Consider the following 25,244-nt stretch of genomic DNA (forward strand, 5'->3'; position numbering starts at 1 on the left):
AGCCAGAAGACCTCGGGGAAGGCACCTCCGTTAGCGCACTATCCTGCTCTTATGACCGCTCCGAAGTTGATGCCGCTGGCCATCGGCCTGTTCGCCGTGGGCGTACTGGCGATCATCGTGGTCTTCGCGCTGTTCCTCGCCGGCCACAGCGACCTGCCCGTGGCGCTGAACGTCGCGGCCACCTACCTGCCGGCGATCGGGCTGGGCCTCGGGATCATCGCGGTGATCAGGAAAGCACGCCAGAAGAAGTCCTGAGCCACTCCGGGAACTCGCGCAGGTCCTCCAGCACGACCGCGGCGCCCGCCTCCGCGAGCTCCGCACGCGAGCACGGCCCCGTGACGACGCCGACGCCGAGTGCCCCGGCTGCCGCGGCTCCGCGCATGTCGCCGATGTGGTCACCCACGTAGACGGCGGCGCCGTGCAGCTTGAGCGACTCGGACTTGCCCGTCGCCCACAGCTCGCCGTAGAGGTGGTCGACCTCCCAGCCCATCGCCTCGAGGTGCAGCGCGGCGTTCTTGCGGTACTTGCCGGTGACGACCATGGTGCTGCCGCCCAGTTCCCGCACGCACTGCAGGGCCATCGCCGCTCCGGGCAGCGCGACGGTCGACGGGATCACGACCTCCGGGTACAGCTCGCGGAAGAGCGAGACCATGTCCGGGACCTCTTCCTCGGGCACGCCCATCTCGCGGTAGATCATGTCGAGGGGCGGGCCGAGGTTCGACGCGAACTTCTCGCCGTCGAGGGCGTACCCGGTGCGGGCGCCCACCTCGTTCATCACGGCGGCCATTCCCGGTCGCGGGTCGATGAGGGTCATGTCCAGGTCGAAACCCACGGTGAACGGCACAGAACCTCACTCTACGTCTTTACAAAAACCATAACTGTGTAAAGGTGAAGTGGTGAGCGACATCACCGAGCTCTTGCTGGACTCGGCCGCCGACCTGTTGGCGGCCCGAGGCTTCCACGGCCTGCGCATGATCGAGGTCGCCGGCCGCGCCGGCGTGAGCAGACAGACCGTCTACAACGAGTTCGGCAACAAGGAGGGGCTCGTCCAGGCCGTTGCGGTCCACAAGACGGAGGAGTACCTGACCGGGATCGCGTCCCGGCTCCAGGAGGACCCCGACCCGTGGGAGGCGATGCGGTCGGCGTTCCGCTTCACCTTCGAGCAGACCGAGAAGGACCGGCTGGTCTCGGCCGTGCTGACCGGGCAGAACGCCGAGGACCTGCTGCCGTTCATCACGATCCGCGGCCATCCCATCCTGTTCCACGCGACCGAGGTCGTCGAACAGCACCTCAGCAGGCACTTCCCCGGCCGGCACGTGCGGTTCACGGCGGAGACGACCGTGCGGCTCGCGCTGAGCCACCTGCTGATGCCGAGCGGCGACCTGGACGGCGCGATGGACGCCGTCGTCAGGGTCGCCAGAGTGACGATGGACGCATGACCGCCTGACCGCCGGTCCCTTGTTGCAATAATCCTGCAACAATGGGAGGTGTCCGGTGGTCGCTGTCTCGGCGCGCCTGCGCGCGGGCGCGGCGTTGCTCGGTCCGGCGTTCGTCGCCGCGATCGCGTACGTCGATCCGGGCAACGTGGCCACCAACACCGCGGCGGGCGCGACGCACGGGTACCTGCTGGTGTGGGTGCTGGTCGTCGCGAACGTCATGGCGGGGCTCGTGCAGTACCTGTCGGCGAAGCTCGGCCTGGTCACCGGGAAGTCGTTGCCCGAGGCGGTGCGGGACCACCTGCCCCGCCCGGTGCGGCTCGCGTACTGGGGCCAGGCCGAGGTCGTCGCGATGGCGACCGACCTGGCCGAGGTGCTCGGCGGGGCGATCGCGCTCCACCTGCTCTTCGACCTGCCGCTGCTGCTCGGTGGCGTGATCACAGGTGTGGTGTCGACGATTCTCCTGCTGGTGCAGGACAAGCGCGGGCAGCGGCCGTTCGAGCGTGTGATCACGACGATGCTCGTCGTCATCGCGGTCGGGTTCATGGCCGGGCTCTTCGTGTCGCCGCCGTCGGTTTCCGGCGCCGTGTCGGGTCTGGTGCCGCGGTTCGACGGCGCGGACAGCGTGCTGCTCGCGGCGGGCATGCTCGGGGCGACCGTCATGCCGCACGCCGTGTACCTGCATTCGGCCCTGGCGCGCGATCGGCACGGCAGGAACCCGTCGGTGCTCGGCGCGACGAAGGTCGACGTCGTGCTCGCGATGGTGCTGGCCGGCGCGGTCAACATGGCCATGCTGCTGCTCGCCGCTTCCGCGTTGCAGGGGAAGGCCGGCGTGGACACGCTCGAAGGAGCGCACGCCGCGGTCGGCAGCACCCTGGGCGGCGGGATCGCGCTGCTGTTCGCACTGGGCTTGCTGGCGTCGGGTTTCGCGTCCACGGCCGTCGGCTGCTACGCCGGTGCGGTGGTGATGGACGGACTGCTGCGCGTGCGGATTCCGTTGCCGGCAAGGCGTTTGATCACGCTGGTGCCCGCCTTGGCGATCCTGGCGCTCGGAGTCGACCCGACGCTCGCTTTGGTGCTGTCGCAGGTCGTGCTGTCGTTCGGCATCCCGTTCGCGCTGGTGCCGCTGGTCTGGCTGACCGCGCGCCGGTCCGTGATGGGCTCGTTCACGAACCGGCGCTCCGTCACGTTCGCCGCGTGGGTGGTGGCCTTCGCGGTCGTCGTGCTGAACGTGGTGCTGATCTACTTGACGCTGGCGTAGCTGACACCGAGCTGGCGCAGCGCCTCTTCGAGCGTGCGCATGACCTCCACGGTGTTCTGCCAGGTGATCCGCGGGCTTTCCGTGAGTGCCGCGGCGACGCACTCCTCGACCGCGCGGATCTGGTGCTGGTAGCCCTCGTCCTCGATCGCGTGCTCGACGCCGTTGATCACGACGGCGGTCGGGTTGAACATCGGGTCGACGAGCTCGATGCGACCCAGGGTGCCGACGATCTCCGCGCGGGCTCCGGTGTTGGCGACGAGCGAGCAGCTGAGCAACGCGTGGGCACCGTTGTCGTAGGCCAGGAAGATGCCGGCGTCAGCGTCCACTTCGGTCGGTGCGAGGCTGCCGTGCGCGTGGATGTGCGTTGGCACGCCCAGAAGTTGATGGGCGAGCGCGACCGGGTAGACACCGAGGTCGAGCATCGCGCCACCACCGGCCTCCTTGGCCCACAGGCGATCGCCGTCGCTGAAGGCGTGCCGGAAGCCGAAGTCGGCGCGGATCATCCGGACCTCGCCGATCTCACCGTCCCGCACGGCCTGCTCGACCTTCTGGACCAACGGGTTGAACCGCGTCCACATGGCTTCCATCAGGAAGAGGTTCCTGGAACGTGCCCGTTCGATCATCTCCTCGGCGTCCGCGACCGTGAGCGCGAAGGCCTTCTCGCACAGCACGTGCTTGCCGGCGTCAAGCGCGGCGAGCACGACCTCGTGGTGCTGGCCGTGCGGCGTGGCGACGTAGACGATGTCGACGTCGGGATCGGCGAGCAGGTCGCGGTAGTCGCCGTACGCGCGCTCGATGCCGAACTTCTCGGCGAACTTCCGGGCCTTCGTGATGTCACGCGAGGACACCGCGAGCACCTTGGCGCCCGCCTTCAGCATGTCGGCGGTCACGGCATGCGCGATTCCACCTGTAGCGATCACACCCCACGTCATGGGTTGAGCTTAGATGGAGGCATGCGCCTCATCCTGAACGTGATCTGGCTGGTGCTCGCCGGTTTCTGGATGGCCGTCGGCTACGCGGTCGCCGGCATCATCTGCTGCATCCTGATCATCACGATCCCGTGGGGCATCGCGTCGTTCCGGATCGCGAACTACGCGCTCTGGCCGTTCGGGCGCGAGGTCGTGGACAAGCCGGGCGCGGGCACCGGATCGCTGCTGGGCAACGTCATCTGGATCATCGTCGCCGGTCTCTGGCTCGCGATCGGCCACATCGTCACCGGCATCGCGCTGTGCGTGACGATCATCGGCATCCCGCTCGGCGTCGCGAACTTCAAGCTGGTCAAGGTCTCGCTGGTGCCGCTGGGCAAGGAGATCATCGAGGTTCCGTGAGGGTCTCCCGCGTCCCGTCGGGGGCGTGACGCGGGAGACCACTCAGTGGCACGGCCGTCAGACTTCGCTGTCCGACAGCTCGTGCAGGCACAGGATGTTGCCCTCGGTGTCGTGGAACCACGCCGCGCGCTCGGTGCCCATGACCGCGATGTGGTTCGTGGTCTTGAAGTCGGGCAGGTCGTAGTCGTCGAAGCGCACGCCCCTGCCTTCGAGCTCGCGGATCTCGCCTTCGAGGTCGGGCACCTCGAAGCTCAGCACCGTGTGCCCGGTCTGCGCACCCTTCTCCGCAGGCATCAGTCCCAGCGCGTCACCCTGGCCGAGCGCGAAGATCCGCGTGCCGTCGGGGTTCGTGGTGACGGGCTTCAGGCCGAGCATGTCCGCGTAGAAGCGGCCGGCGCGTTCGGCGTCCTCGACGGGCAGCATCGTCGTGGTTCTGGTGGCGGTGAGCATGCGCGCCTCCTTCGACGGAATCCATCGATGCTGCGCCCGTCGCACCGCTCTGACAAGGGCTTTTTCGGTCACGCAGGGGTCACTGGGCGTGGCCGGTGCCGTCGTCGAGGCCGAGCAGTTCCACCGACCTGGCCCGCATCTCCACCTTGCGGATCTTGCCGGTGACCGTCATCGGGAACTCGTCCACCACGTGCACGTAGCGCGGGATCTTGTAGTGGGCGAGCTTGCCGGCGCAGAACTCCCGGACGGCCTCGGCGGTCAGCCCCGAAACCCCGTCGCGCAGGCGCACCCAGGCCATCAGCTCCTCGCCGTACCTGGTGTCCGGCACACCGATCACCTGGGCGTCGAGCACGTCGGGGTGCGTGTAGAGGAACTCCTCGATCTCACGCGGGTAGATGTTCTCGCCGCCGCGGATGACCATGTCCTTGATGCGGCCGGTGATGTTCACGTAGTCGTCGTCGTCCATCACCGCGAGGTCGCCGGTGTGCATCCAGCCCGCCTGGTCCACGGCTTCGGCGGTCTTCTCCGGCTCGTTCCAGTAGCCGAGCATCACCGAGTAGCCGCGCGTGCACAGCTCTCCCGGCACACCGCGCGGCACCGTGCGGCCCGTGTCCGGGTCCACGATCTTGACCTCCAGGTGCGGGCCGACCCTGCCGACCGTCCCGACGCGACGGTCGAGGGAGTCGTCGGCGCGCGTCTGCGTCGACACCGGGGAGGTTTCGGTCATGCCGTAGCAGATGGAGACCTCGCGCATGCCCATGCGTTCGACGACCTGCTTCATCACCTCGACCGGGCACGGCGAGCCCGCCATGATGCCGGTGCGCAGGCTGCTCAGGTCGTAGCCGTCGGCCAGGTCGAGCATCGCGATGAACATCGTCGGCACGCCGTAGAGGCTGGTGCAGCGCTCTTCCTGAACGGCCGCAAGGGTTTTCGCCGGGTCGAACGCGGGCGCCGGGATCACGACGCAGGCGCCGTGGCTGGTGGCGGCGAGGTTGCCCATGACCATGCCGAAGCAGTGGTAGAACGGCGGCACCACGCAGATGCGGTCGTGCTCGGTGTAGTTGATCAGCTCGCCGACGAAGTAACCGTTGTTGAGGATGTTGTGGTGCGAGAGCGTGGCGCCCTTGGGGAAGCCCGTGGTGCCGGACGTGTACTGGATGTTGATCGGGTCGTCGCGGTCCAGCTCGACGTCCGGGACCTCCTCGCCGGTCCACTGTGGATCGTCGACGTACACGACGTGGCGCAGCCCGGGACAGCGCGGCCGCGCCTGTTCGATCATGGCCGCGTAGTCCGAGGTCTTGAACGACCGCGCGGACACCAGCGTGTGGACGCCCGCCTGGTTCAGCACGTACTCCAGCTCGTGCACCCGGTATGCCGGGTTGACGTTGACCAGAATCGCGCCGATCCGGGCCGTCGCGTACTGCACGAACACCCACTCGGCGCAGTTCGGCGCCCAGATCCCGACCCGGTCGCCCTTGCGGACGCCCAGCGCGTGCAGCCCGGCGGCGGCGCGGGAGATCTCCTGCGCGAGCTCCGCGTACGTCCACCGTCGATCTGTCGCCTTGTCGACAAGTGCCTCACGATCGCCGAAGCGCGCGACCGTCGCCGCGAGGTTCGCGGGGATCGTGTCGCCCAGCAGCGGGGCGGCGGACGTGCCCGAGGAGTAGCTGGAGGTCATCCCTCAGACGGTAGTCAGGCCCCGGCGTATGGCAAGGGCACGACCAGGCACGGACCGCCGCTGTAGAGGCCCGCGTCGATCGCCAGGACCTTGTCGCCGGCGTAGACGAGGGGTCCGTCGATCTGGTCCGGCGGCACCCCGAGCTGGTCGGCGATGACGCTGTGCCCGTGCACGATCGTGCTGCCGCCGAGGGTCGCGAGCAGCTCGTCCGCGATTTCGGGACCCTGCGGACCCCGGAACGCGTAGCGGGTCGTCATCTTGCGCCAGCACTCCCACCAGTCGACGAGGTCGTCGCCCTTGAGCACGTGCCGGACGGCCTCGTTGACCTCTTCGATCGAGGACCCCCATTCGAGGTAGGCCGCCGTGTCGGAGTGCATCAGCAGGTGGTCGTCGCGCAGCTTCAGGACGGGCCTGTTCGTCAGCCACTCGACGTGCTCGTCGGTCAGCCGGTCCTGGTCGCTGCGCAGCCCGCCGTTGAGCAGCCAGCTGCGCGCGAACGACCGCGGCCCCATGCTGTCGGGCACCTGCTCGTCGCCGAACCGGTACATGCCGAGCAGCAGCACCTCGTGGTTGCCGATCAACGAGCTGACCGCGCCACCGGCCTCCGCCGCCTCCTCGCCGAGGCGCATGACCAGGTCGATCACGCCCACGCCGTCGGGCCCGCGGTCCACGAAGTCGCCGAGGAACCACAGCTCGGCCTCGCCACCCGTCCAGTGACCGTCCTCGTCGCACAGCTCCGCGACGTGCAGGGCCCTGGTCAGTTCTGCGAGATGCCCGTGCACGTCACCCACGACGTACATCGGGCGTCGATCCGTGTCCACCTCCGCGACGATAGGTGATGAACCCTCGCGCGTCAGTGGTCAGTCCAGTCGCCGAACGGGTCCTCAGAGTGACCGACGAGCTCCGCGATCGACTTCAGCACGCGCGTCGGCCGGTACGGGAACATCTCGGCGGACTCGGCGGTGAAGACGCCGGACAGCACGAGGATGGTCGACAGGCCCGCTTCCAGGCCCGACCGCACGTCGGTGTCCATGCGGTCGCCGATCATCAGCGCCTGCTCGGAGTGCGAGCCCAGGGTGCGCAGGGCCGAGCGCATCATCAACGGGTTCGGCTTGCCGACGTAATACGGCTCACGGCCGGTGGCGCGCTCGATCAGCGCCGCCACGGCGCCGGTCGCGGGCAGTGAACCCTCGCGCGACGGGCCGGTCGCGTCGGGGTTGGTCGCGATGAACTTCGCGCCCTCCTCGACCAGGCGAATGGCTTTGGTGATCGCGGTGAAGCTGTACGTGCGGGTCTCGCCGAGCACCACGTAGTCCGGGTCGCGGTCGGTCAGCACGTAGCCGATCTCGTGCAGCGCCGTGGTGAGGCCGGCCTCGCCGATGACGAACGCCGAGCCGTTCGGGCGCTGCGAGTCGAGGAACTTCGCCGTGGCCAGCGCCGAGGTCCAGATGGACTTCTCCGGGATGTCGAGGCCGGTGCGCTGCAGGCGGGCGCGCAGGTCCCGTGGCGTGTAGATGGAGTTGTTCGTGAGCACGAGGAACGGGGTCTCCGACGCCCGCAGCTCCGCGACGAACTCGTCCGCTTCCGGGATCAGGTGCTCCTCGTGCACGAGGACGCCGTCCATGTCCATCAAGTAGTGCCACATGGGTCTAAGTATCGATCACGCGCTTGCGAAACGTCTCGGTCTGGAGCTTGAGATAACGCTCGATCACCTGAAGTTCGTCCTCGTCGAAGTGGCCGAGGACCTCGACCAGGCTGTCGCGGGCCTTCTCGAACGGCTCGCCGAACTTGTCCAGGTCACCGACCGTGACCTCGACCAGGACCTTGCGGCGGTCGTGAGGATCGCGGACACGTCGGACATATCCGGCACGCTCGAGGCGGTCGATCACGCCCGTGACGGCACCGGTGGAGAGACCGGACAGCTCGGCGATCCGGCCCGCGGTGAGCGGTCCTTCCGCCCGCATGGCGAGATCGAGGCACTTCTCGTCGGTCGCGGACAGGCCCATCTGCTCGGCGACGCGAGCGTGGAACATGACGGTGAGCGCGCTGTGCTCCCGCATGTACCAGGTGAACCTCTCCAGCACCTCAGGTTCCATGTTGAACATCTTAGCCGCTAAGACAATTCGTTGTCAGAGTGCTCCAAACGGGCGGAACGTGAGAAACCTCGTTTGTGGAGTCACCTACAAGGAGTTGTTCATTAAGCTAAATAAGGTGACAGCAGTGGAGTTGGGACTACCGGTCGTGCGCGGCACACCGGACGCGTCCGCACGCCCGGACACACCGCTGCTCGTCGACAGGTTCGGGCGGGTGGCGAAGGACCTCCGGGTCTCGCTGACCGACCGGTGCAACCTGCGCTGCACCTACTGCATGCCCGCCGAGGGCCTCGACTGGCTGCAGAAGGACGAGCTGCTCACCGACGCCGAACTGATCCGGCTCATGCGCATCGCCGTGGTCGACCTGGGCGTCACGGACATCAGGTTCACCGGCGGCGAGCCGTTGCTGCGCCGGGGCCTGGAGCAGGTCATCGCCGCGACGGCCGAGCTCGAACCGCGTCCACGCATGTCGATGACCTCGAACGGCATCGGCCTCTCGCGGCGCGCCCAGTCGCTGAAGGACGCCGGCCTGAACCGGATCAACGTCTCGCTCGACACCCTCGACCCGGACCGGTTCGCGACGCTGACCAGGCGCGACCGCATCACGGACGTGCTGGACGGCCTCGACGCCGCCCGCGAGGCCGGGCTGGAGCCGGTGAAGGTCAACTCCGTGCTGATGCGCGGCCTGAACGAGGACGAGGCCGTCCCGCTGCTGCGGTTCTGCGTCGAGAACGGCTACCAGCTGCGGTTCATCGAGCAGATGCCGCTCGATGCGCAGCACGGCTGGACGCGCACGAACATGGTCACGGCCGATGAGATCCTCACGAAGCTCTCGACCGCGTTCGACCTGACCCCGTCGGAGGTCCCGCGCGGCGGTGCGCCGGCCGAACGCTGGCTGGTCGACGGCGGCCCCGCGGTCGTCGGCGTGATCGCGTCGGTGACCAGGCCGTTCTGCGCCGCCTGCGACCGCACCCGGCTCACCTCGGACGGCCAGATCCGCAACTGCCTGTTCAGCCAGGGCGAGACCGACCTGCGCACGCTGCTGCGCGACGGCTCCCCCGACGCCGCGATCGCGGACGCCTGGCGTGCCACGATGTGGGCCAAGGCGGCCGGTCACGGCATCAACGACGCGGGCTTCTCGCAGCCCGACCGCCCCATGAGCGCCATCGGAGGATGACAGTGACGGCCGTGAAGATCCGCTACTTCGCAGGTGCGCGGGCCGCGGCCGGGGTGGCCGACGAGGACCTGCAGCTCGACACCTCCGAGCCCACCGTGGCGCTCGTGGTCAGCACCATCGGCGAACGGCACGGCTCGAAGCTCGGCAAGGTCCTCGCCGCGTCGAGCTTCCTGCTGGACGGCGTCGCGGTGCGCGACACGTCGGTGCGCGTGCCCGCGGGGTCTCAGCTGGACGTGCTGCCGCCGTTCGCGGGCGGCTGACCCAGCCTCTCCACCCACGCCAGGCGACCGCTCTCGCGCGCCAGTTCCACTGCCCGAAGCCTGTGTCGTTCCGCTTCCACGGTGTCTCCCACCGCCAGGTGGATCTCCGCGAGCTCAGCCTCGACCTGCACCCGCCTCACCCGCAGCTGCCCGCGCTCCGCGATCTTGTTCGCCTCGGTGGCGCACAGCAACGCCGCCGGCAGGTCGCCCAGCACGCGGTGGTCGGCCGCCAGCCCGGTGAGCGCCTGGACCTCACCGCGCGCGAACGCCGCGTCCCGGCACCCCGCCAGCGCCTGCTCGTGCTCCACGAGTGCCTCGCCGGTCCGCCCGAGCCGCCGCAGCACCGTGCCGAGGGTCGAACGCGCGTCCGCTTCGGCCAGGTCCTTCACGGTACCGGCGGCGACGTCGACCGCCTTCCGTCCGACGGTCTCGGCTTCTTCCAGCCGGTCCTGTTCGAGCAGGAGGAACGCACGGGCGTCCAGTACGCGGGATTCGAACGTCGGACCGAACTCGGGGGTCGTGAAGGGCTCCACCTCGTCCAGGTACCTCGCCACCTCCTCCAGGTCACCGATGAAGAGGTGGACGATCGCGAGGCCGTGCAGACAGAACGCGATGCCCGCGGTCAGCTTCGCCTCGACCGCCATCCGCAACGCCTCCTCGCCGCGGGAGACGGCGAGCTCCAGGGGGCCGAGGTCGGTGAGGACGCAGCTCAGGTTGAACAGCGTGTTCGCGGTGCGGGTGATGCCCAGCGACTCGTGCATCGCGGCCGCTGCCTCTGCCAGGTTGCCGAGTTCCCAGTGGATGATGCCCAGATTTCCGACGTACGGCGCCAGGGAGTCGAGGTCGGCACCTTCACGGGCCAGTGCGACCGCGCGCTCGTATTCGGGCAGCGCGTCGACGAACCTCCCGGACCGCCAGTGCGCGAGACCGAGCGAGCCGCGCATGCCCGCCTCGGCGGTGGTGTCACCGAGGCGCCTGGCCGCCCTCAGCCCCGCCTGGGCGGCAACGTGCCAGTCGGCCGCGTTCGCGGCGTGGTGCAGGAAGTACGCGCGCATCGAGTCGGCCAGTTGCCAGGCGATCGGCTGGTCTCCCGCCGCGAGCACGGCGGCGACCACGTTGGCGCGTTCGGCGTCGAGCCAGGCGAGCGCACGCGGCATGTCGCTCACGTCGTGCGCGGGCAGGTCCGCCGGGATCTGCGGCATCGCCATCCGGTGCAGCTCCGGGTTCAGCATGCGGCCCGCCGCGTCGGCGTTCATCAGGTAGTACTCGTACAACCGGGCCGGCGCGGGCGCGCCGAGACGGAGCGCGTACACCCTGAGCAGGTCGTGCAGGCTGTATCGCCCCGCGGAGCGTTGCACGAGGTTCGCGGTGACGAGTTGCTCCAGTGCAACCGCGGCGTCCTGGCCGAGCAACGCCGTGGCGCCCTCGACCGAGAAGTCGGGACCCGGCACCTGGCCCAGCAGCCGGAACAGCCGTTGGGACCATTCCGGTTGCGCCAGGTAGGACAGTTCGAAGGTGGCTCGGACGGCCGCGTCGCCCTCGATCTCCAACGCTTCCAGCCTGCCCTCGCCACGCAGGTCGGCGAGGTAGTCGCCGATGTCCCGGTCCGCCAGGTGCGCCGCGGCGATGCGCAACGCGAGCGGGAGGTGGGCACACAGCCCGATCAGCTCCGCGCGATCGCCGGGCCCGCCGGCGACGCTCATGTTGTCGAGCAGCGCCTGCGCCTCTTCGTCCGCGAGGACGCCGACCAGGAGTTGCTCGTGCTCGGGCAGATCGGTCCGGCTGGTCACGATCGCCCGGCACCTCCGTCCCGCCGGCAGCAGCGGGCCGATCAGCTCGCGAGCGGCGTTGTCGATCACCACGAGCACCGCGCGGTCCGCGGTCAGCTGCCGGTACAGCGCGATCTGCGCCTCGAGGTCCGCCGGGACGTGCTCGGCGCCGAGCGCGCGCAGGAACCACGACAGCGCCTGCTCCGCGGTCACCGGATCACCCTCCGAGAAGGCGCGGAGGTTCACGTGGAGCTGGCCGTCCGGGAAGCGCTCGCTCAGCCGGTGCGCGACGTGGACCGCGAGCGAGGTCTTGCCGATTCCCGGCGGCCCGGTGATGGCGAGGACCGGGGCCCGGCTGTCCAGCGCCCGTGCGATCTGGTCGTCACGCCCGACGAAGTCCGGCAGGTCTGCGGGCAGCTGACGCGGTCCCGGCCTGCGCACGACCAGCCGGTACCCGGAGGGCTCGGTGACGACCTGTTCGGTGGCGCGCAGCCGCTGCACGAGGTTGCGCAGTGCCTGCCGGGGGTTCGCCGGCCGGTCCGCGGGCCACACGGCGTCGATCAGCTCGTCGAACGACACGGGCTGACCCGGCGTGGCGGCCAGGGCCTGGCGGAGCGCCTCGATCCTCATGCCTCTGATCTTGGCGAGCAGATCTCCACCAGTCGATCGGGCGCTGCGGCCGCAGGGCCGTTTCTGGCCACCACTCGACCGTGGACAGCCGTCTCCGACGGCCCGACACGCGTGAGCCACGCCTCACTTTCCGTGATAGATCTCGGTCGATCTCGGATTGGAAACAGACCGATAACGACGCCTTTGAGCTGCTGTTTTGTAGGCTCATCACAACAAACCAAAACGTTACTGTGATACGCATCACAGCACGAAACATTTGGAGAGCGGCTCGGCGGTTACGTACGGTCGCTCCTCGGCTGGCCCGAACCAGCCGCAAGCACCATCCGGAGGACCGAACACCGAACCCAGTCCGAGGGTTCTCCGGCACATACCCCGAGCGAGAGAAACCGCCGGACTGGGACGCAGGAACGCACCGGGCCCCGAACCCGAGTTCCTGACCGCAGGTGAGGTGGACCGAGAGGCACATGGCTTTCAACCGAGGCAACAAGGGCAAGCAGAGTTCCGCCGCTCGCACTATCGCCAAGGTCGCGGCTGTCGGCATCATCGCCGGCGCCCCTCTGGGCCTGGCCGTTGGCACCGCCAACGCCGCCCCCGTGAACTGGGACGCCCTCGCGCAGTGCGAGGCAAGTGGTAACTGGGGCGCCAACACGGGCAACGGCTACTACGGCGGCCTGCAGTTCACCCAGCAGACGTGGAACGCCTACGGCGGCCAGGGCAACCCGGCCAACGCCTCCCGCGAGCAGCAGATCGCTGTCGCCGAGCGCGTCGCCGTCGGCCAGGGCGTGAACAACGCGTGGCCGGCCTGCAGCCGCAAGCTGGGCGCCAACTCGGCTCCGGCCGCCAGGACCGCCCCGGCACCGCAGCAGCAGCGCAAGGTCCAGCCGCAGCAGCGCCAGGCCGCGCCGGTGCAGCAGGCGCCGGTCGTCGCGCTCGAGGGTTCGAAGACGAACCCGAGCGGCAACTACGAGATCAAGGCAGGCGACACCCTGTCGAAGATCGCGGACGCCAACAAGGTCGCCGGCGGCTACCAGGCCATCGTGGAGAAGAACAAGGGCTTCATCACGAACCCGGACCTGATCTTCCCGGGCCACAAGATCCTGATCTGAGCCTCCTCAGGCTCGGACCGATCTGATCGGCCGCACGATCGCCGGCCCGTTCAAGTGGGCTGACACAGGACCAGGGATCTCACCGTTACCCCCCGACGGTGAGGTCCCTGCCTGCATTTCCGGGGTGGGACGGGTCCACAGCGCGCCAGATGAGCCGGGGCGAGCCCTGCCAGGTTGTCCGCACTAGTGGTGTGTCGCAGCTAATTCTTGGATTAGTGACGAGTGGGAGGGACGCCGGCAGGTGGCCGAGCTTCGATCATGGCTGTCACCTGCACGGTTGGCGGTACTTGAGGTGATCAGCAAACGATTGCGCCGGCAGTTTTCTACCGCCAACTCGGCGGCAAATGTGTGTGAGAGCGCGACCTCTTCGCTGGAACCGGCGCCAGCAATCGCAAGGCGACCTCTTCGCTGGTACAGGAACCAGCCGCCCGCAAGCCCACCCGCGAGGCCAGCCTCAGGGGCAGTTGACCCACTCGTCCTCGCCGCCAGGAAATACCTGCCGCTTCCACACCGGCAACCGAGCCTTGACCTCGTCCACCAGGTCAGCACAGAGGGAAAACGCTTCCCCCCGATGCTCGGCGGCCACCGCACAGGCCAAAGCCACATCACCGATCTTCAACGGCCCGACCCGGTGCGAGACAGCGATCCCGTGCACCCCGGAGTACTTCGAGGCCAGCGACTCGACGACCTCGGCCACCACGTCCGAAGCGGACGGGTGCGAGTGGTACTCCAACTCCAGCACCGTCCGCCCACCGTCGTGATCCCGCACGACACCGGAGAAGGTGACCACGGCACCGGCCCGGTCAGACCCGACCAGAGCCGCGTGCTCCTCCACCGACAACGGCTCCTCGGTCACCACGGCCCGCAGCACCACGCTCATTTGTGGTCACCTCCACGCAGTTGGTCGAGAGCATGCTCGACGACCGAGGCGAGCACGTCCAGCCCGTCCCGCACCCCGCCGGTCGATCCGGGCAGGTTCACGATCAACGTCCGCCCGGCGACCCCGGCGACGCCACGCGACAACACAGAGCCGGGCACCCGCGGCCAGCCCGACATCCGGATGACGTCGGCCAGGCCGGGCACCTCGTAGTCCAGCACCGCGCGAGTCGCCTCGGGCGTCCGGTCGGTCGGGTTGATGCCGGTGCCACCGGTCGTCAGCACCAGATCGGCGCCGGCGGACACCGCGGCCGTCAGCGCCTCGCGCACCGGATCGCCGTCCGGCACCACCACCGGCGAGGAGACCGAGAACCCGCGCTCCTCTAGCCATTCGACGATCAGAGGGCCGCTGCGATCGGCGTAGACCCCGGCTGCGGCGCGGTTGGACGCGGTGATCACCACCGCCTTCACGGGCGTTCCCACAGGCCGGACTTGCCGCCTTCCTTGCGCTCCACCCGCACCGCGTCCAGGGACGCGGCGGGATCTACCGACTTCACCATGTCGTGGAGCGTCAGGCCGGCCACGGAGACCGCGGTCAGGGCTTCCATCTCCACGCCCGTGCGGTCGGTGGTGCGGACGGTGGCGGTGATCAGCACGGCGGACGGCGCCAGTGCCAGGTCCACCACCACCGACGACAACGCGATCGGGTGGCACAGCGGCACGAGTTCCCAGGTGCGCTTCGCGGCCATGATGCCCGCGATCCGGGCCGTCGCCAGGGCGTCGCCCTTGGGCAGGCCGTCGGCGCCCAGCAACTCAACCACTTCGGCGGTCGTGTGCAGGATCCCGGTGGCCACGGCGGTCCGGGTGGTCTGCTCCTTGCCGGAGACGTCGACCATCCGGGCCGCGCCTTGGGAGTCCAGGTGGGTGAACTGCTTGGTCATACGGCGATCGTATGCCTGACCCGCGCGAACGGCCCGTGCCGAAATCCCTTACGAAGTCGCTGCCTTGCGCACCGCTTCGGCCACCGCCGGAGCGACGGTGTTGTCGAAGACCGACGGCACGATGAACGATGCGTTGAGGCGATCGCCGTCCACCACGTCGGCGATGGCCTGCGCGGCGGCCAGCAGCATCGCGTCCGTGATGGTGCGGGCGTGCGCGTCCAGCAGGCCGCGGAAGACGCCGGGGAACGCCAGCACGTTGTTGATCTGGTTCGGGAAGTCCGAACGGCCGGTCGCGACGACGGCGGCGTGCTGCTGGGCCTCCATCGGGTCGATCTCCGGGTCCGGGTTGGCCAGCGCGAACACGATGGCGTCCTTCGCCATGGTCGCGACCTGGTCCGCGCCGAACAGGTTGGGAGCGGAGACGCCGATGAACACGTCCGAGCCGACCAGCGCGTCGTGCAGGCGGCCGGACTGGTTGTCCTTGTTCGTGGACGCGGCGATGGACTTCAGGTTCGAGTCCAGGCCGGGACGGTCGCGGTGCACGATGCCGTCGACGTCCACGGCGATGATGTCGCCCGGCGTCTGGGCCTGCAGCAGGCGGATGATCGCGGAACCCGCGGCACCGACGCCGCAGACCGTGATGCGGCAGTTCTTGATGTCCTTGTTGACGACCCGAAGCGCATTCCTGAGTGCAGCCACGACGACGATCGCGGTGCCGTGCTGGTCGTCGTGGAACACCGGGATGTCGAGCTTCTCGCGCAGGCGGGCCTCGATCTCGAAGCAGCGCGGCGCGGAGATGTCCTCGAGGTTGATGCCGCCGTACACGGGAGCGATGAGCTCGACCGCGCGGATGATCTCCTCGGTGTCCTGGGTGTCCAGGCAGACCGGCCAGGCGTCGACGCCGGCGAACTTCTTGAACAGCGCGGCCTTGCCCTCCATCACCGGCAGCGCGGCGGCGGGGCCGAGGTTGCCGAGACCGAGCACGGCCGAACCGTCGGTGACGACGGCGACGGTGTTGCGCTTGATGGTCAGGCGGCGCGCGTCGTCCGGGTTCTTGGCGATGGCCTCGCACACGCGGGCGACACCCGGCGTGTACGCGCGGGAGAGGTCGTCACGGTTGCGCAGCGGCACCTTGGACGCGATCTCGATCTTGCCGCCGAGGTGCACGAGGAACGTGCGGTCCGACACCTTGCGGACGACGATGCCGGGCAGCGTCTCCAGCGTGTCGGTGATGTCCTTGGCGTGGTTCGCGGACAGCGCGTTGCACGTGAGGTCGATGACGACGCGGTCGTTGTGCGACTCCACGACGTCGAACGCCGTGATCACACCACCGGCGCGGCCGACGGCCGAAGTGAGGTCACCCGCGGCGCTCGCTGACGGCGGCGCCTCCAGACGAACGGTGATCGAGTAACCAGGGCCGGGGACCGGCATCGTCGTCCTCCCACGAAGTACAGCTCAAGCGGGAAACGAGCCTATCCCCGGCCCCTTTGCGGTACTCACCCGACTCGGCGAGTTTTAAGACCGGCCTGACAATCCACTCAGGACTTGTTGATCTCGGTCACCGGGTGCTTGTACGGGAGGTCCTCCGACGGCAGCGGGAACGTCACCGTGCCGAACGGGGAGAGCGCACCCTGCAGGTCACTGGTCAGTTCGGTGACGGGGTGACCGCCGTCCGGGCCATCCGGCCAGTGCGGGTCGACCCGTCCAGGGCGTCCTTTCGCCACGTTCTCCTCCTCGGTCGTGCCTGCTGACGGGCACAAGTGTGACAGAGCACGATGTGTTCTCCGGCGACCCATATACCGTGGTGAGAATGTCCGGCATCACACTCGCCGACTGGCTGCGCGCCCAGGACGACGTTGCTCTCGTCGCGCTGCTGCGCGCGCGCCCCGATCTGGCAACGCCCCCACCTGCCGATATGTCCGTGCTCGCGACACGGGTCGGCACCAGGGCGTCGATCGCGCGTGCCTGCGAGGACCTCGACACCTTCACGCTGACCGTGCTCGAGGCCCTGGTCGTGCAGGGTGCGGACGCCGGGCCCGTGGCGTTGACCACACTCGCGCAGATCCTCGGGCCGGATGTGAAGCCCAGGCCGCTCAAGCAGGCGGTCGCAAGGCTGAGGTCCCTCGCCCTCGCCTGGGGCGACGACGACGCGCTGTCGATCCCTCCCCTCACCCGCGAGGCGTTCGGCTCCTATCCCGGTGGCCTGGGCCGCGGGACCGGGCAGACCTACGACCTCACCGGCATCACCGAGGGCGAGCAGCGGGTCCTGCAGAAGCTCGCCGCCGGACCGCCCATCGGCGACACCAAGGACGCCTCCCGCGTCGTGCCGCTCGAGAAGGCCGAGACGCCCGTGCAACGGCTGCTCGCCCGCGGCCTGCTGCTGCGCCGCGACCCCGGCACGGTCGAACTGCCGCGGGAGATCGCCCTCGATCTGCGCGGCGACCGCCCTCTCGGCCCGATCCAGGTCACCGAGCCGAAGCTGAAGACGACCACGCTCCAGCAGAGCAGCGTCGACGCCACCGGCGCGGGTGAGGCCCTGGAGCTCGTCCGGCACGTCGAGAACCTCATCGCGAGCTGGTCGGCCGAACCGGCGCCGGTGCTGCGGACGGGCGGCCTGGGCGTCCGCGAGCTGCGCAAGGCAGCCAAGGACCTCGACGTCGACGAACGCCGCGCCGCCCTGCTGATCGAGCTCGTGGTCGGCGCGGACCTGGCCGCGAACACCGAGGCCGCGGAACCCGAGTGGGTGCCGACGACCAAGGCCGACGTCTGGCTCGCCGCGACCACCGAGGTCCGCTGGGCCACGCTCGCGCACGCCTGGCTCGACCTGCCGCGACTGCCCGCGCTGATCGGCCGCCGCGACGAGAAGGACAAGCTCTTCAACCCGCTCGCGGACGAGATCCGCCGCGCCCAGGCCCCGCGCGACCGGCGCTGGATCCTGGAGGCGCTCGGCGCGTTCCCCAAGGGCACCTCGATCGCGACCCCCGCCGACCTGGCCGTCCTGCTCGGCTGGCGCGCACCGCGCCGGGGCGGCAGGCAGCGCGACGAACTGGTCCGCTGGACGGTCGAGGAGGGCACCGCGGTCGGCGTGCTCGCCCTCGGCGCGATCACCAGCGCGGGCCGCGTGCTGCTCGACGAGGGCCCCGGCCACGCCGCGAAGTCCCTCGGGGACGCCCTGCCCGCTCCGCTCGACCACGTGCTGGTGCAGGCCGACCTCACCGTCGTCGCCCCCGGCCGTCTCGAACCGGAACTCGCGGACGAGCTGGCACTGGTCGCGAACGTCGAGTCGGCCGGCGGCGCCACGGTCTACCGGATCAGCGAGACCACCGTCCGCCGCGCCTTCGACGCCGGACGCACCGCCGACGAGCTGCAAGAACTCTTCAAGACCCGTTCGCGCACGCCCGTCCCGCAGTCGCTGACCTACCTGATCGACGACGCCGCGCGCCGCCACGGCAGGTTGCGCGGCGGGGCGGCGGGCTCGTTCCTGCGCTGCGACGACTCGGTGCTGATCAGCGAGGTCCTCGCGCACCCCGAGGCCGCGCGGCTGGAGCTGCGCCGGATCGCCCCGACCGTGCTCGTCAGCCCGTTGCCGCTGGCGGACGTGCTGGACGGGCTGCGCTCGGCCGGGTTCGCCCCGGCGGCGGAGGGCCCGGACGGCCAGGTCCTCGACCTGCGGCCGGGCGGCCGCCGGACCACGCCGAGGCAGCGCAGTGCCCGCAAACCGGTGTCACCCGCCGTGCACCCCGACGAGCGGTTGGGTGAACTCGTCCGGCTGGTCCGGGCCGGTGATCGCGCCGCCGCGACACCACGGGGTGAACGGATCGCCGTTCCGGGACACCTCGGCGCCGGTCCGTCCGCCACCCTGTCGTTGCTCCAGCAGGCGGCACGGGCGCGCCGCAGGGTGCTCGTCGGGTTCGTCGACTCCCACGGCACGGCGGCACAGCGCGTGATCGAGCCGCACGTGGTGGGGGGTGGCGTGCTGGAAGGCTACGACCACAGCTACGGAGAGGTGCTCAGGTTCCCTCTTCATCGCGTCACGTCCGCCGCTTTGGTGGACGAGGACTGACGGTCGGTCATCCCCCGATAGGAAACCTCGACCACCCTTACGTGGGCGTTGCGCCACCTAGCGTCGATTGACGTGGACGTACCCGAGACACGTTCATCGACCTAGGAGGACTCCACAATGGTCAGCACCCGGCCGGCGATCCAAGTCGCCGCCACCCTCACAGCCCTGGCCTTCGCCTTGCCGTTCTCGTCCGGCACCGCGGCGGCCGCCCCGATCACGCAGGACGACAACGCCGCCCACGTCCGGGTGGACACCGCCCCCAGGACCGACGACATCGGCCTCGGCATCGGCCTCGGGATCAGCACCGGTCACCACTGGCACGACTGGGACGACGACTGCGACGACTGGGATGACGACTGGCACCACGGTCATCACGGTCTGCTCGACGGCATCTTCATCGGCATCGGTGTCGGTCTGCACATCGGCTGACAGCGGCGAAGAACGGCGAAGGGACGACCGCTTGGACGGACAACCGAGCTGAGTCAGGACACAACGACGAGGCGAGCGCCGTTCCCGAAGGTGGCGCTCGCCTCGTTCAGTTGTGTGTGCGGTCGTACTCCGGCGGAAGGAGTTCAGCCCGCGCGGACGGACATCCACTGGCGCATCGCGTGCTCCACCAGCGTGATGAGCGTCTGCTTCGTCGACTGCCGGTTGCGCGCGTCGCACGTCACGATCGGCACCGACTCGTCGATCGTGAGTGCTTCGCGCACGTCCTCCAGCCTGTGGTGGAGGAGGCCGTCGAAGCAGTTGACGCCGACGACGTACGGCAGCTGCCGGTCGTCGAAGAAGTCGATCGAGGCGAAAGCGTCGGCCAGGCGGCGGGTGTCGACCAGCACGATGGCGCCGATGGCACCACGCACGAGGTCGTCCCACATGAACCAGAACCGGTGCTGACCCGGTGTACCGAAGAGGTACAGGATCAGGTCGCTGTCGAGCGACACGCGGCCGAAGTCCATCGCGACGGTCGTGGTGACCTTGTTGGGCGTGGCGGAGAGGTCGTCCACCCCCGCGCTGGCCTCGGTCATCACCGCCTCGGTGGTCAACGGGACGATCTCGGACACCGAGCCGACGAACGTCGTTTTGCCCACACCGAAGCCACCCGCCACCACGATCTTGGCAGACGTCGTCGGCTTCCGTGCGCCCTCGGCGCCCTGGGGACTAGAGCTTGCGAAGCCCACTGAGCACCCTCTCCAGGAATTCCATGGAAGGCCGGTCCCCCACGACCAGACCGCCCTGGTGAATCAAAACCAAACCCATGCTTGCCATGTCGCCGATCAACACCCGCACGACGCCAAGTGGCAAGCGTAGGAGTGCCGCGACCTCGGCCACCGACCGCGTGTCCACACACAGCCCGCAGATCGACCTGTGCTCGGGAAGTACTGCGGCATCCCGTTCGAGGCCCTTTTCGCTGGTCGAAATCAGCGCCTCGATAGCAAGGTCGTAGTCGGGCCGTGTGCGTCCACCGGTGCGTGTGTAAGGCCGCACCAGTGAACCCGAGTCCGCAGAAGCATTCTCCTCCGGACGCACTTGAGGCTGCGCACCGGTGCTGTACGCCGGTTGGCCGCCAGTGCTGTAGACCGGATGCGGACCGGTTGTGTACGGCAGTTGTTCCGGCACCGCTTCCGGCATCTCGTGCTGGCCGAAGAGGTCCGCGCCGGGGCCACCGAACAGCCCGGAGCCGTATCCGTCTATGTCGAACCGGTTCGGCACGTCGTCGTACGGATACGACGACGAGTCGTCCACCTCACGCTGAGACATATCGCCTAGCCCTTGCCCTGTAACCCGCTCATCGTGGGGCGCGTCCTCGGTTTCCTCTGGTTCTTGGGGTATCGCGTCAGGCTCGTCGAACTGGAACCCACCAGAAGCCCACTCCTGGTAGTTGAAGTTCCTACCGAAGCCCCGGCCTCTAGCGCCAGATCTACCAGCCATTTGTTCTCACCCCTGAACTTCAGATGAGGTCTAGCGACGGACCACACCCTGAAGCTGCGCGCGCAGCTCAGGGGTGAGTTGTTGACCGACTCTCTCCACCAACAGCGTCATCTCGTAGGCCACGAGGCCGATGTCGCAGTTGGGCGCCGCCAGGACGGCAAGGCAAGAACCGTCACTGATCGACATGAGGAACAGGTAGCCCCGCTCCATCTCGACGACCGTCTGGTTGACCCCGCCTGCTTCGAAGCAGCGGGCAGCACCCTGGGTGAGGCTGACCAGTCCGGACGCGACTGCGGACAGCTGCTCTGCACGGTCCCGGGGCAGGCCCTGGGATCCCGCGAGCAACAGCCCGTCCGCGGACACCACAACGGAATGTGCCACTCCGGGCACCCTCCGCACGAAGTCGGTGATAAGCCAACCAAAGCTGCCTGGCTGCGCTGCGGTCGTCACTCCTGCTCCTCGTTCTGCCGGCTCGATTGGTCACCAGCGTATGCCTCGATCAATGCGTGCCGGCCTCGCTTGACACCACTCTGCAGGCTCGACATCCGTCCGCGCACCGCGTCAGCGGTACGGGGCGGCAGCGGCGGGCGCTGTGCTGTCTGCGACAGGGACTGCTGCTTGGGTGCTGCAGATCCTGGCACGAGCTGAGCCTTCGGTGTCCGTTTCGGCAGTCCTGCCGTGGTCTTCGTCTCCGGCGTCTTGTTCAACAACGCCTGAGCCGCGTGCCATCCCTCATCGGCAGGCGATTGCCAAGCCGACTCGGAAGTGGGTGCCGCCGCTGGAGTCTCCTCCACAACGGGCTCGGGTTCCACAACTCGCTCCTGCTCGGCGGGTGCGGGTACTTCCTCAGCCGCCGGCTGGACCTTCGAGCGCGGCGTGCGCACCGGAAGACCAGCGGCCGACGTGGTGGTGGGTGCCACCGCCGGTACAGGCTTGCGAGTCCGGGTCGGCAGCTCCGGTTCGGGCCCGTCCGAGAGCGGCGGGGTCGACGGAGGCTCGTCGATGTACTCGACGGAGCGCTTGTCGGTCCCGCCGAGCCTCGACTCGACGTGCCCGTTGGTGGCGGCCGGTGCATCGTCCTCAGCGGCCGCAGGGACCGGCTGAGCGGCCGATGCGGACGTCTCGCTGCCCACGGCCTGGAACCACTGCGACAGGACGGCCTCGTAGATCGGGAGGCGTTCGGTCGGGGCGTCCAGGTCGTGCTCGATCTTCTTGCGCGAGGCTTCCGAGGTCCCGTTGCGGTGACCCATCCCGATGTCGAGACGACCCTCGTCGGCCGAGGCGCGCGAGATGCCGTTGGACGAGGCGGGCTCGTCCTCGATCGGCGGGATCGGCACGAACTGGGTGGTCTCGTAGCCGGGCTCGAAGGAGATCTCGCCGGCCTCTTCGTTGCGGTCCTCGTAGGCCGTGAAGAGGGTGGGCTCGCCGAACGAACCCTCCGGCTCGACCGCCGCGAGCTGGTCGCGGCGCCACCGCTCGGACGGCGTCACGTCCTCGATCGGCGGGTCGCTGTAGACCGGGATCGCCGTCGCGCCCGCACCGGTGTCGGTGATCGAGCTGGGCACGAAGTTGACCGGGATGCCCGGGTTGCTCGGGCTCGACTCGTCGATGCGCGGCGTGACACCGGTGGCACCGCCGAAGGCGCCGGCGATGCCGCTGGCCCTGACGGCGGTGGTGCCGATCTCCGTCGTGTGCTCGGCCTGCGGCATCGGCGCCGGCAGCGCCGGTGCCGACGCGGACGGCGACATGCCGAACGCGGAGGCCAGCGAGCCGGAACCGGACGGCGGGGTCGAGACAGGCGCCTGGCCGGGGATCGCGGTGAGCGTCTCCGGCACGATCACCAGCGCCGTCGTGCCGCCCTCGATGTCCTCGTTGCCGCGCAGGCGGACCTTGATGTCGTGGCGCTTGGCGAGCCGCGCGACCACGTACAGGCCCATTCGGCGGGAGACGGCGACGTCGACGTCCGGCGGGTCGGCCAGACGCTCGTTGGCGTCGATGATCTCCTGCTCGCCCATGCCCACGCCGCGGTCCTGGATCTCGATCGCCAGCTCGCCCTTGCGGGTCTTGGCCGTGCGAACGGTGACCTTGGTGACCGGGTCGGAGAACGCCGTGGCGTTGTCCAGCAGCTCGGCGATGAGGTGCACGAGGTCGTTGACCGCGCGGCCCTGGACCGTGAGGTCCGGGGTCTGACCGACCTGCACGCGGGCGTACTGCTCGACCTCGGAGACCGCAGCGCCGAGAACCTCGGCGGCCGGGACGGGCCGGGTCAGGCGCCGCGAGAGGTCCGTACCCGAGAGGACCAGCAGGTTCTCCGAGTTGCGGCGCATACGCGTGGCGAGGTGGTCCAGCTCGAACAGCGAGGCCAGCTGGTCCGGGTCCTGCTCGTCCTGCTCCAGCCGGTCGATCAGGTTCAGCTGGCGCTCGACCAGGGCCTGCGACCTGCGGGACAGGTTGACGAACATCGCGTTGACGTTGTCACGCAGGAGGGCCTGCTGGGCGGCCAGTCGCACCGCTTCACCGTGCACCGCGTCGAACGCGCGCGCCACCTGGCCGATCTCTTCCCGCGTGTGCACCGGCACCGGTTCGACGGCGGTCTTGGCCGCGTTCTCCGGGTTGGGGTCCGCGAGGATCCGCTCGACCGCGTCGGGGAGACCGTGGTCGGCGACGTCGAGGGCCGTGCGGCGCAGCGTGCGCAGCGGGTTGAGGATCGAGCGGGCGACGAACAGCGCCATCAGCAGCGCGAGCGCGAGGATCACGAGCACGATGCCGGATTCGACGTACGCCCTGGTGCGCGTGTCGCCGGCCAGGTCGTCGGTCTTGGTCTGCAGCTGCTCGACCAGCAGGTTCTCGACGTCACGGGTCAGGTTGACCGTCAGCGTGGCGGCGATGTCCCACTTCTCGGGCGTGACCTGCGTGAAGTCCTTCTGGCCCGCCTGCTGGTTGATCGCCGATTCCTGCATGTCGTTCGCGTTGTCGACGATGAGGCCGGTGACGGTGTCGTCGTAGATCTTGGCCTGCTCGGGCGTCGCGGACTTGCGGAAGTCGTTGCGGGCCGCTTCGAGCTCGGCGTCCGCTGCCTGCAGGGAGCGCAGCTGGGACGGCGTGAACGCCTTGCGCTGGAAGACGTCCAGGAGGATCGCCCGCTTGAGCGACTCCTGCTCCTTGATGCGCGCGATGGCGTTCGTGGTCAGGTGCAGTCGCACCAGTTCCGGGTCGTTGATCTCGGAAATCGTCTGCTCACCGAGGCCGATGAGCGTCTCGATGGACTCCGAGTAGGTGCGCTGGACGGCCTCGGCGGGGTACTGCGTGTCGCGCACCGAGTTGCGGAGGCTGTTCAGGCGGTCGAGCTGCTTGGCCGCGACCTGGAAGCGCTCGACGGCAGCCGAGTTCAGGTCGGAGCTGAGCTCGGCGATCCTGTTGCTGAACGCCTCGCTGGTGTCATTCACGCGGCGCAGCTGCCGTTCGAGAACAACCCTGTCGAGCTTCTTGTTCGACGCGACGTAGCTGACCGACAGGTCGCGTTCGCGCTGCAGCTGCTGCACCAGGTCCGCGACCGCGGTCTCGAGGCGGATCTGGTTCGCGAGGTTGTTGAACTCCGTCGCGGCCTGGAGGTCGCCGCGGACTCGCAGACCACCCAGTGCGAGCGCACAGACCGTCGGGATGAGCAGAACGGCGAGCAGCTTGGTGCGCAACCGCCAGTTGCGCAGGCGCCATCCCGCGGATCGGGTAGATCCTGAACCGGGTCCGGCACCGGCGTCGTGCTTCACCGAGTCCGGTGTCACGTTCATCGGTCCGTTACCCAGCGCAGCCAGTCCGTCACCCGATTCGGGCCTTTCGGAGCGTGTGGTGTCACCCACGCCAAACTGGCTGGGACCTCTCTCACGTCGGGCCACTCTGGGCTTCCTCTTCCAGCAGCAGTGTCCCGGTCTCTCCCCAGGACCGAGCATGGACTCGTCAAACGGGCCGAATTGCAGCACAGGGGTTGTTCGCCCGGTGAGGCGCCCTACCCCGTCTGAAGACACGTCGGTCTACTACGACCTGTGCCACCCGAGCCGGAAGGGTAATGGTCACCCCCTCCCCGGGGGAAGTCTCCAGAAGCACTCACCGTATCGAGATGGGGTGTCGTTTCATACGTTCAGGTGGTTAACATCCCCGGATGTCGGCACACCCCACGTCCGTCCGAACTCGCAGTTGGGACTGCGGACGCCCTGGTCTGTGGCGACGCTCACTGATCAATTCGAAGCTAC

The 25,244-nt window shown here is 68.9% G+C and carries 24 protein-coding genes and 1 pseudogene; 9 read left to right on the forward strand and 16 right to left on the reverse strand.

Annotated features, from left to right (window positions below; genetic code table 11):
- Positions 1–51 precede the first annotated feature (51 nt).
- Positions 52–255 carry a hypothetical protein gene (locus SK571_RS17465; protein ID WP_319985145.1) on the forward strand — a complete coding sequence of 68 codons (204 nt, stop codon included), beginning with the start codon at positions 52–54 and terminating at the stop codon, positions 253–255.
- On the opposite strand, the gene SK571_RS17470 is transcribed toward SK571_RS17465, so the two are convergent.
- Positions 227–844 (reverse strand): HAD family hydrolase, encoded by a 618-nt coding sequence (locus tag SK571_RS17470; RefSeq protein ID WP_319985146.1) that lies wholly within the window; start codon positions 842–844, stop codon positions 227–229. The two genes, SK571_RS17465 and SK571_RS17470, sit on opposite strands and share 29 nt — an antisense overlap.
- Before the next feature lie 52 nt (positions 845–896).
- On the opposite strand from SK571_RS17470, the gene SK571_RS17475 reads away from it, so the two are divergent.
- Together SK571_RS17475 and SK571_RS17480 are read left to right on the forward strand one after the other, a co-directional pair.
- A complete protein-coding gene (locus SK571_RS17475) occupies positions 897–1,439 on the forward strand; it encodes a TetR/AcrR family transcriptional regulator (protein WP_319985147.1) in 543 nt (180 codons plus the stop codon).
- Positions 1,440–1,494: 55 nt separating this feature from the next.
- Positions 1,495–2,697, forward strand: a complete 1,203-nt coding sequence (locus SK571_RS17480; protein ID WP_319985148.1) for an Nramp family divalent metal transporter — start codon at positions 1,495–1,497, stop codon at positions 2,695–2,697.
- On the opposite strand, the gene SK571_RS17485 is transcribed toward SK571_RS17480, so the two are convergent.
- Positions 2,679–3,629, reverse strand: coding sequence for a Gfo/Idh/MocA family protein (locus tag SK571_RS17485; protein ID WP_319985149.1), 951 nt, complete (start codon positions 3,627–3,629; stop codon positions 2,679–2,681). The two genes, SK571_RS17480 and SK571_RS17485, sit on opposite strands and share 19 nt — an antisense overlap.
- Positions 3,630–3,650: 21 nt before the next feature.
- On the opposite strand from SK571_RS17485, the gene SK571_RS17490 reads away from it, so the two are divergent.
- Complete coding sequence (locus SK571_RS17490; RefSeq protein ID WP_319985150.1) at positions 3,651–4,025, forward strand: YccF domain-containing protein; 375 nt, start codon at positions 3,651–3,653, stop codon at positions 4,023–4,025.
- Between the two features lie 57 nt (positions 4,026–4,082).
- Here SK571_RS17490 and SK571_RS17495 read toward each other — a convergent pair whose 3' ends face one another.
- The 5 genes from SK571_RS17495 to SK571_RS17515 form a co-directional block, all read right to left on the reverse strand.
- Positions 4,083–4,475 (reverse strand): VOC family protein, encoded by a 393-nt coding sequence (locus tag SK571_RS17495; protein WP_319985151.1) that lies wholly within the window; start codon positions 4,473–4,475, stop codon positions 4,083–4,085.
- Positions 4,476–4,554: 79 nt separating this feature from the next.
- Positions 4,555–6,153 carry an AMP-binding protein gene (locus tag SK571_RS17500; RefSeq protein WP_319985152.1) on the reverse strand — a complete coding sequence of 533 codons (1,599 nt, stop codon included), beginning with the start codon at positions 6,151–6,153 and terminating at the stop codon, positions 4,555–4,557.
- Between the two features lie 14 nt (positions 6,154–6,167).
- On the reverse strand, positions 6,168–6,953 hold the full coding sequence (locus tag SK571_RS17505) for a metallophosphoesterase (protein WP_319985436.1): 786 nt from the start codon (positions 6,951–6,953) through the stop codon (positions 6,168–6,170).
- A 53-nt stretch (positions 6,954–7,006) separates the two neighbouring features.
- Positions 7,007–7,798: an HAD-IIA family hydrolase gene (locus SK571_RS17510; protein WP_319985153.1), complete on the reverse strand. Its 792-nt coding sequence runs from the start codon at positions 7,796–7,798 to the stop codon at positions 7,007–7,009.
- Between the two features lie 4 nt (positions 7,799–7,802).
- Positions 7,803–8,249: a MarR family winged helix-turn-helix transcriptional regulator gene (locus tag SK571_RS17515; RefSeq protein WP_319985154.1), complete on the reverse strand. Its 447-nt coding sequence runs from the start codon at positions 8,247–8,249 to the stop codon at positions 7,803–7,805.
- Between the two features lie 115 nt (positions 8,250–8,364).
- Between SK571_RS17515 and moaA the strand changes: the two genes are divergently transcribed.
- Together moaA and SK571_RS17525 are read left to right on the forward strand one after the other, a co-directional pair.
- A complete protein-coding gene (gene moaA, locus SK571_RS17520) occupies positions 8,365–9,423 on the forward strand; it encodes a GTP 3',8-cyclase MoaA (RefSeq protein ID WP_406601995.1) in 1,059 nt (352 codons plus the stop codon).
- Entirely contained in the window at positions 9,420–9,683 is a 264-nt protein-coding gene (locus SK571_RS17525; protein WP_319985155.1) for a MoaD/ThiS family protein, read from the forward strand. Before moaA ends, SK571_RS17525 begins: the two co-directional genes overlap by 4 nt.
- Here SK571_RS17525 and SK571_RS17530 read toward each other — a convergent pair.
- Complete coding sequence (locus tag SK571_RS17530; RefSeq protein ID WP_319985156.1) at positions 9,647–12,082, reverse strand: ATP-binding protein; 2,436 nt, start codon at positions 12,080–12,082, stop codon at positions 9,647–9,649. The genes SK571_RS17525 and SK571_RS17530 overlap by 37 nt on opposite strands.
- 464 nt (positions 12,083–12,546) lie before the next feature.
- Here SK571_RS17530 and SK571_RS17535 point away from each other — a divergent pair, with 464 nt between their 5' ends.
- Positions 12,547–13,188: a transglycosylase family protein gene (locus tag SK571_RS17535; protein ID WP_319985157.1), complete on the forward strand. Its 642-nt coding sequence runs from the start codon at positions 12,547–12,549 to the stop codon at positions 13,186–13,188.
- A 454-nt stretch (positions 13,189–13,642) separates the two neighbouring features.
- Here the strand turns inward: SK571_RS17535 and SK571_RS17540 are convergent.
- From SK571_RS17540 to SK571_RS17555, 4 genes and pseudogenes are all read right to left on the reverse strand, one after another.
- A pseudogene (locus SK571_RS17540) lies at positions 13,643–14,535 on the reverse strand (molybdenum cofactor biosynthesis protein MoaE).
- Positions 14,532–15,005: a cyclic pyranopterin monophosphate synthase MoaC gene (moaC, locus tag SK571_RS17545; protein ID WP_266042020.1), complete on the reverse strand. Its 474-nt coding sequence runs from the start codon at positions 15,003–15,005 to the stop codon at positions 14,532–14,534. The pseudogene SK571_RS17540 and the gene moaC overlap by 4 nt, the downstream one beginning before the upstream one ends.
- Positions 15,006–15,053: 48 nt before the next feature.
- Positions 15,054–16,436 (reverse strand): NAD-dependent malic enzyme, encoded by a 1,383-nt coding sequence (locus tag SK571_RS17550; RefSeq protein ID WP_319985158.1) that lies wholly within the window; start codon positions 16,434–16,436, stop codon positions 15,054–15,056.
- Between the two features lie 107 nt (positions 16,437–16,543).
- Positions 16,544–16,729 carry a hypothetical protein gene (locus SK571_RS17555; protein ID WP_266042018.1) on the reverse strand — a complete coding sequence of 62 codons (186 nt, stop codon included), beginning with the start codon at positions 16,727–16,729 and terminating at the stop codon, positions 16,544–16,546.
- An 86-nt stretch (positions 16,730–16,815) separates the two neighbouring features.
- On the opposite strand from SK571_RS17555, the gene SK571_RS17560 reads away from it, so the two are divergent.
- Together SK571_RS17560 and SK571_RS17565 are read left to right on the forward strand one after the other, a co-directional pair.
- Entirely contained in the window at positions 16,816–19,068 is a 2,253-nt protein-coding gene (locus tag SK571_RS17560) for a helicase-associated domain-containing protein (RefSeq protein ID WP_319985159.1), read from the forward strand.
- 117 nt (positions 19,069–19,185) lie between these two features.
- Complete coding sequence (locus SK571_RS17565) at positions 19,186–19,497, forward strand: hypothetical protein (RefSeq protein ID WP_319985160.1); 312 nt, start codon at positions 19,186–19,188, stop codon at positions 19,495–19,497.
- A gap of 143 nt (positions 19,498–19,640) precedes the next feature.
- Here SK571_RS17565 and SK571_RS17570 read toward each other — a convergent pair whose 3' ends face one another.
- The 4 genes from SK571_RS17570 to SK571_RS17585 form a co-directional block, all read right to left on the reverse strand.
- Positions 19,641–20,246, reverse strand: a complete 606-nt coding sequence (locus tag SK571_RS17570) for a GTP-binding protein (RefSeq protein ID WP_093605474.1) — start codon at positions 20,244–20,246, stop codon at positions 19,641–19,643.
- Positions 20,227–20,811, reverse strand: a complete 585-nt coding sequence (locus SK571_RS17575) for a DUF742 domain-containing protein (protein ID WP_245983028.1) — start codon at positions 20,809–20,811, stop codon at positions 20,227–20,229. Before SK571_RS17575 ends, SK571_RS17570 begins: the two co-directional genes overlap by 20 nt.
- Before the next feature lie 216 nt (positions 20,812–21,027).
- The gene (locus tag SK571_RS17580) at positions 21,028–21,447 is read right to left on the reverse strand and encodes a roadblock/LC7 domain-containing protein (RefSeq protein WP_030470879.1); all 420 of its coding nucleotides are present in this window, start codon (positions 21,445–21,447) and stop codon (positions 21,028–21,030) included.
- A complete protein-coding gene (locus SK571_RS17585; RefSeq protein WP_319985161.1) occupies positions 21,444–24,785 on the reverse strand; it encodes a nitrate- and nitrite sensing domain-containing protein in 3,342 nt (1,113 codons plus the stop codon). The genes SK571_RS17580 and SK571_RS17585 overlap by 4 nt, the downstream gene beginning before the upstream one ends.
- Positions 24,786–25,244: the final 459 nt, after the last annotated feature.

Source organism: Lentzea kristufekii (genome assembly GCF_033949925.1).
In the GTDB taxonomy this organism is placed as follows: domain Bacteria; phylum Actinomycetota; class Actinomycetes; order Mycobacteriales; family Pseudonocardiaceae; genus Lentzea; species Lentzea kristufekii.

Coding starts and splice junctions, on each gene's coding strand:
- SK571_RS17465 (WP_319985145.1), top strand. CDS start 52: ATGACCGCTCCGAAGTTGATGCCGCTGGCCATCGGCCTGTTCGCCGTG.
- SK571_RS17485 (WP_319985149.1), bottom strand. CDS start 3,629: ATGACGTGGGGTGTGATCGCTACAGGTGGAATCGCGCATGCCGTGACC.
- SK571_RS17490 (WP_319985150.1), top strand. CDS start 3,651: ATGCGCCTCATCCTGAACGTGATCTGGCTGGTGCTCGCCGGTTTCTGG.
- SK571_RS17495 (WP_319985151.1), bottom strand. CDS start 4,475: ATGCTCACCGCCACCAGAACCACGACGATGCTGCCCGTCGAGGACGCC.
- SK571_RS17500 (WP_319985152.1), bottom strand. CDS start 6,153: ATGACCTCCAGCTACTCCTCGGGCACGTCCGCCGCCCCGCTGCTGGGC.
- SK571_RS17505 (WP_319985436.1), bottom strand. CDS start 6,953: ATGTACGTCGTGGGTGACGTGCACGGGCATCTCGCAGAACTGACCAGG.
- SK571_RS17510 (WP_319985153.1), bottom strand. CDS start 7,798: ATGTGGCACTACTTGATGGACATGGACGGCGTCCTCGTGCACGAGGAG.
- SK571_RS17515 (WP_319985154.1), bottom strand. CDS start 8,249: ATGGAACCTGAGGTGCTGGAGAGGTTCACCTGGTACATGCGGGAGCAC.
- SK571_RS17525 (WP_319985155.1), top strand. CDS start 9,420: ATGACAGTGACGGCCGTGAAGATCCGCTACTTCGCAGGTGCGCGGGCC.
- SK571_RS17530 (WP_319985156.1), bottom strand. CDS start 12,082: ATGAGGATCGAGGCGCTCCGCCAGGCCCTGGCCGCCACGCCGGGTCAG.
- SK571_RS17535 (WP_319985157.1), top strand. CDS start 12,547: ATGGCTTTCAACCGAGGCAACAAGGGCAAGCAGAGTTCCGCCGCTCGC.
- moaC (WP_266042020.1), bottom strand. CDS start 15,005: ATGACCAAGCAGTTCACCCACCTGGACTCCCAAGGCGCGGCCCGGATG.
- SK571_RS17550 (WP_319985158.1), bottom strand. CDS start 16,436: ATGCCGGTCCCCGGCCCTGGTTACTCGATCACCGTTCGTCTGGAGGCG.
- SK571_RS17560 (WP_319985159.1), top strand. CDS start 16,816: ATGTCCGGCATCACACTCGCCGACTGGCTGCGCGCCCAGGACGACGTT.
- SK571_RS17565 (WP_319985160.1), top strand. CDS start 19,186: ATGGTCAGCACCCGGCCGGCGATCCAAGTCGCCGCCACCCTCACAGCC.
- SK571_RS17585 (WP_319985161.1), bottom strand. CDS start 24,785: ATGAACGTGACACCGGACTCGGTGAAGCACGACGCCGGTGCCGGACCC.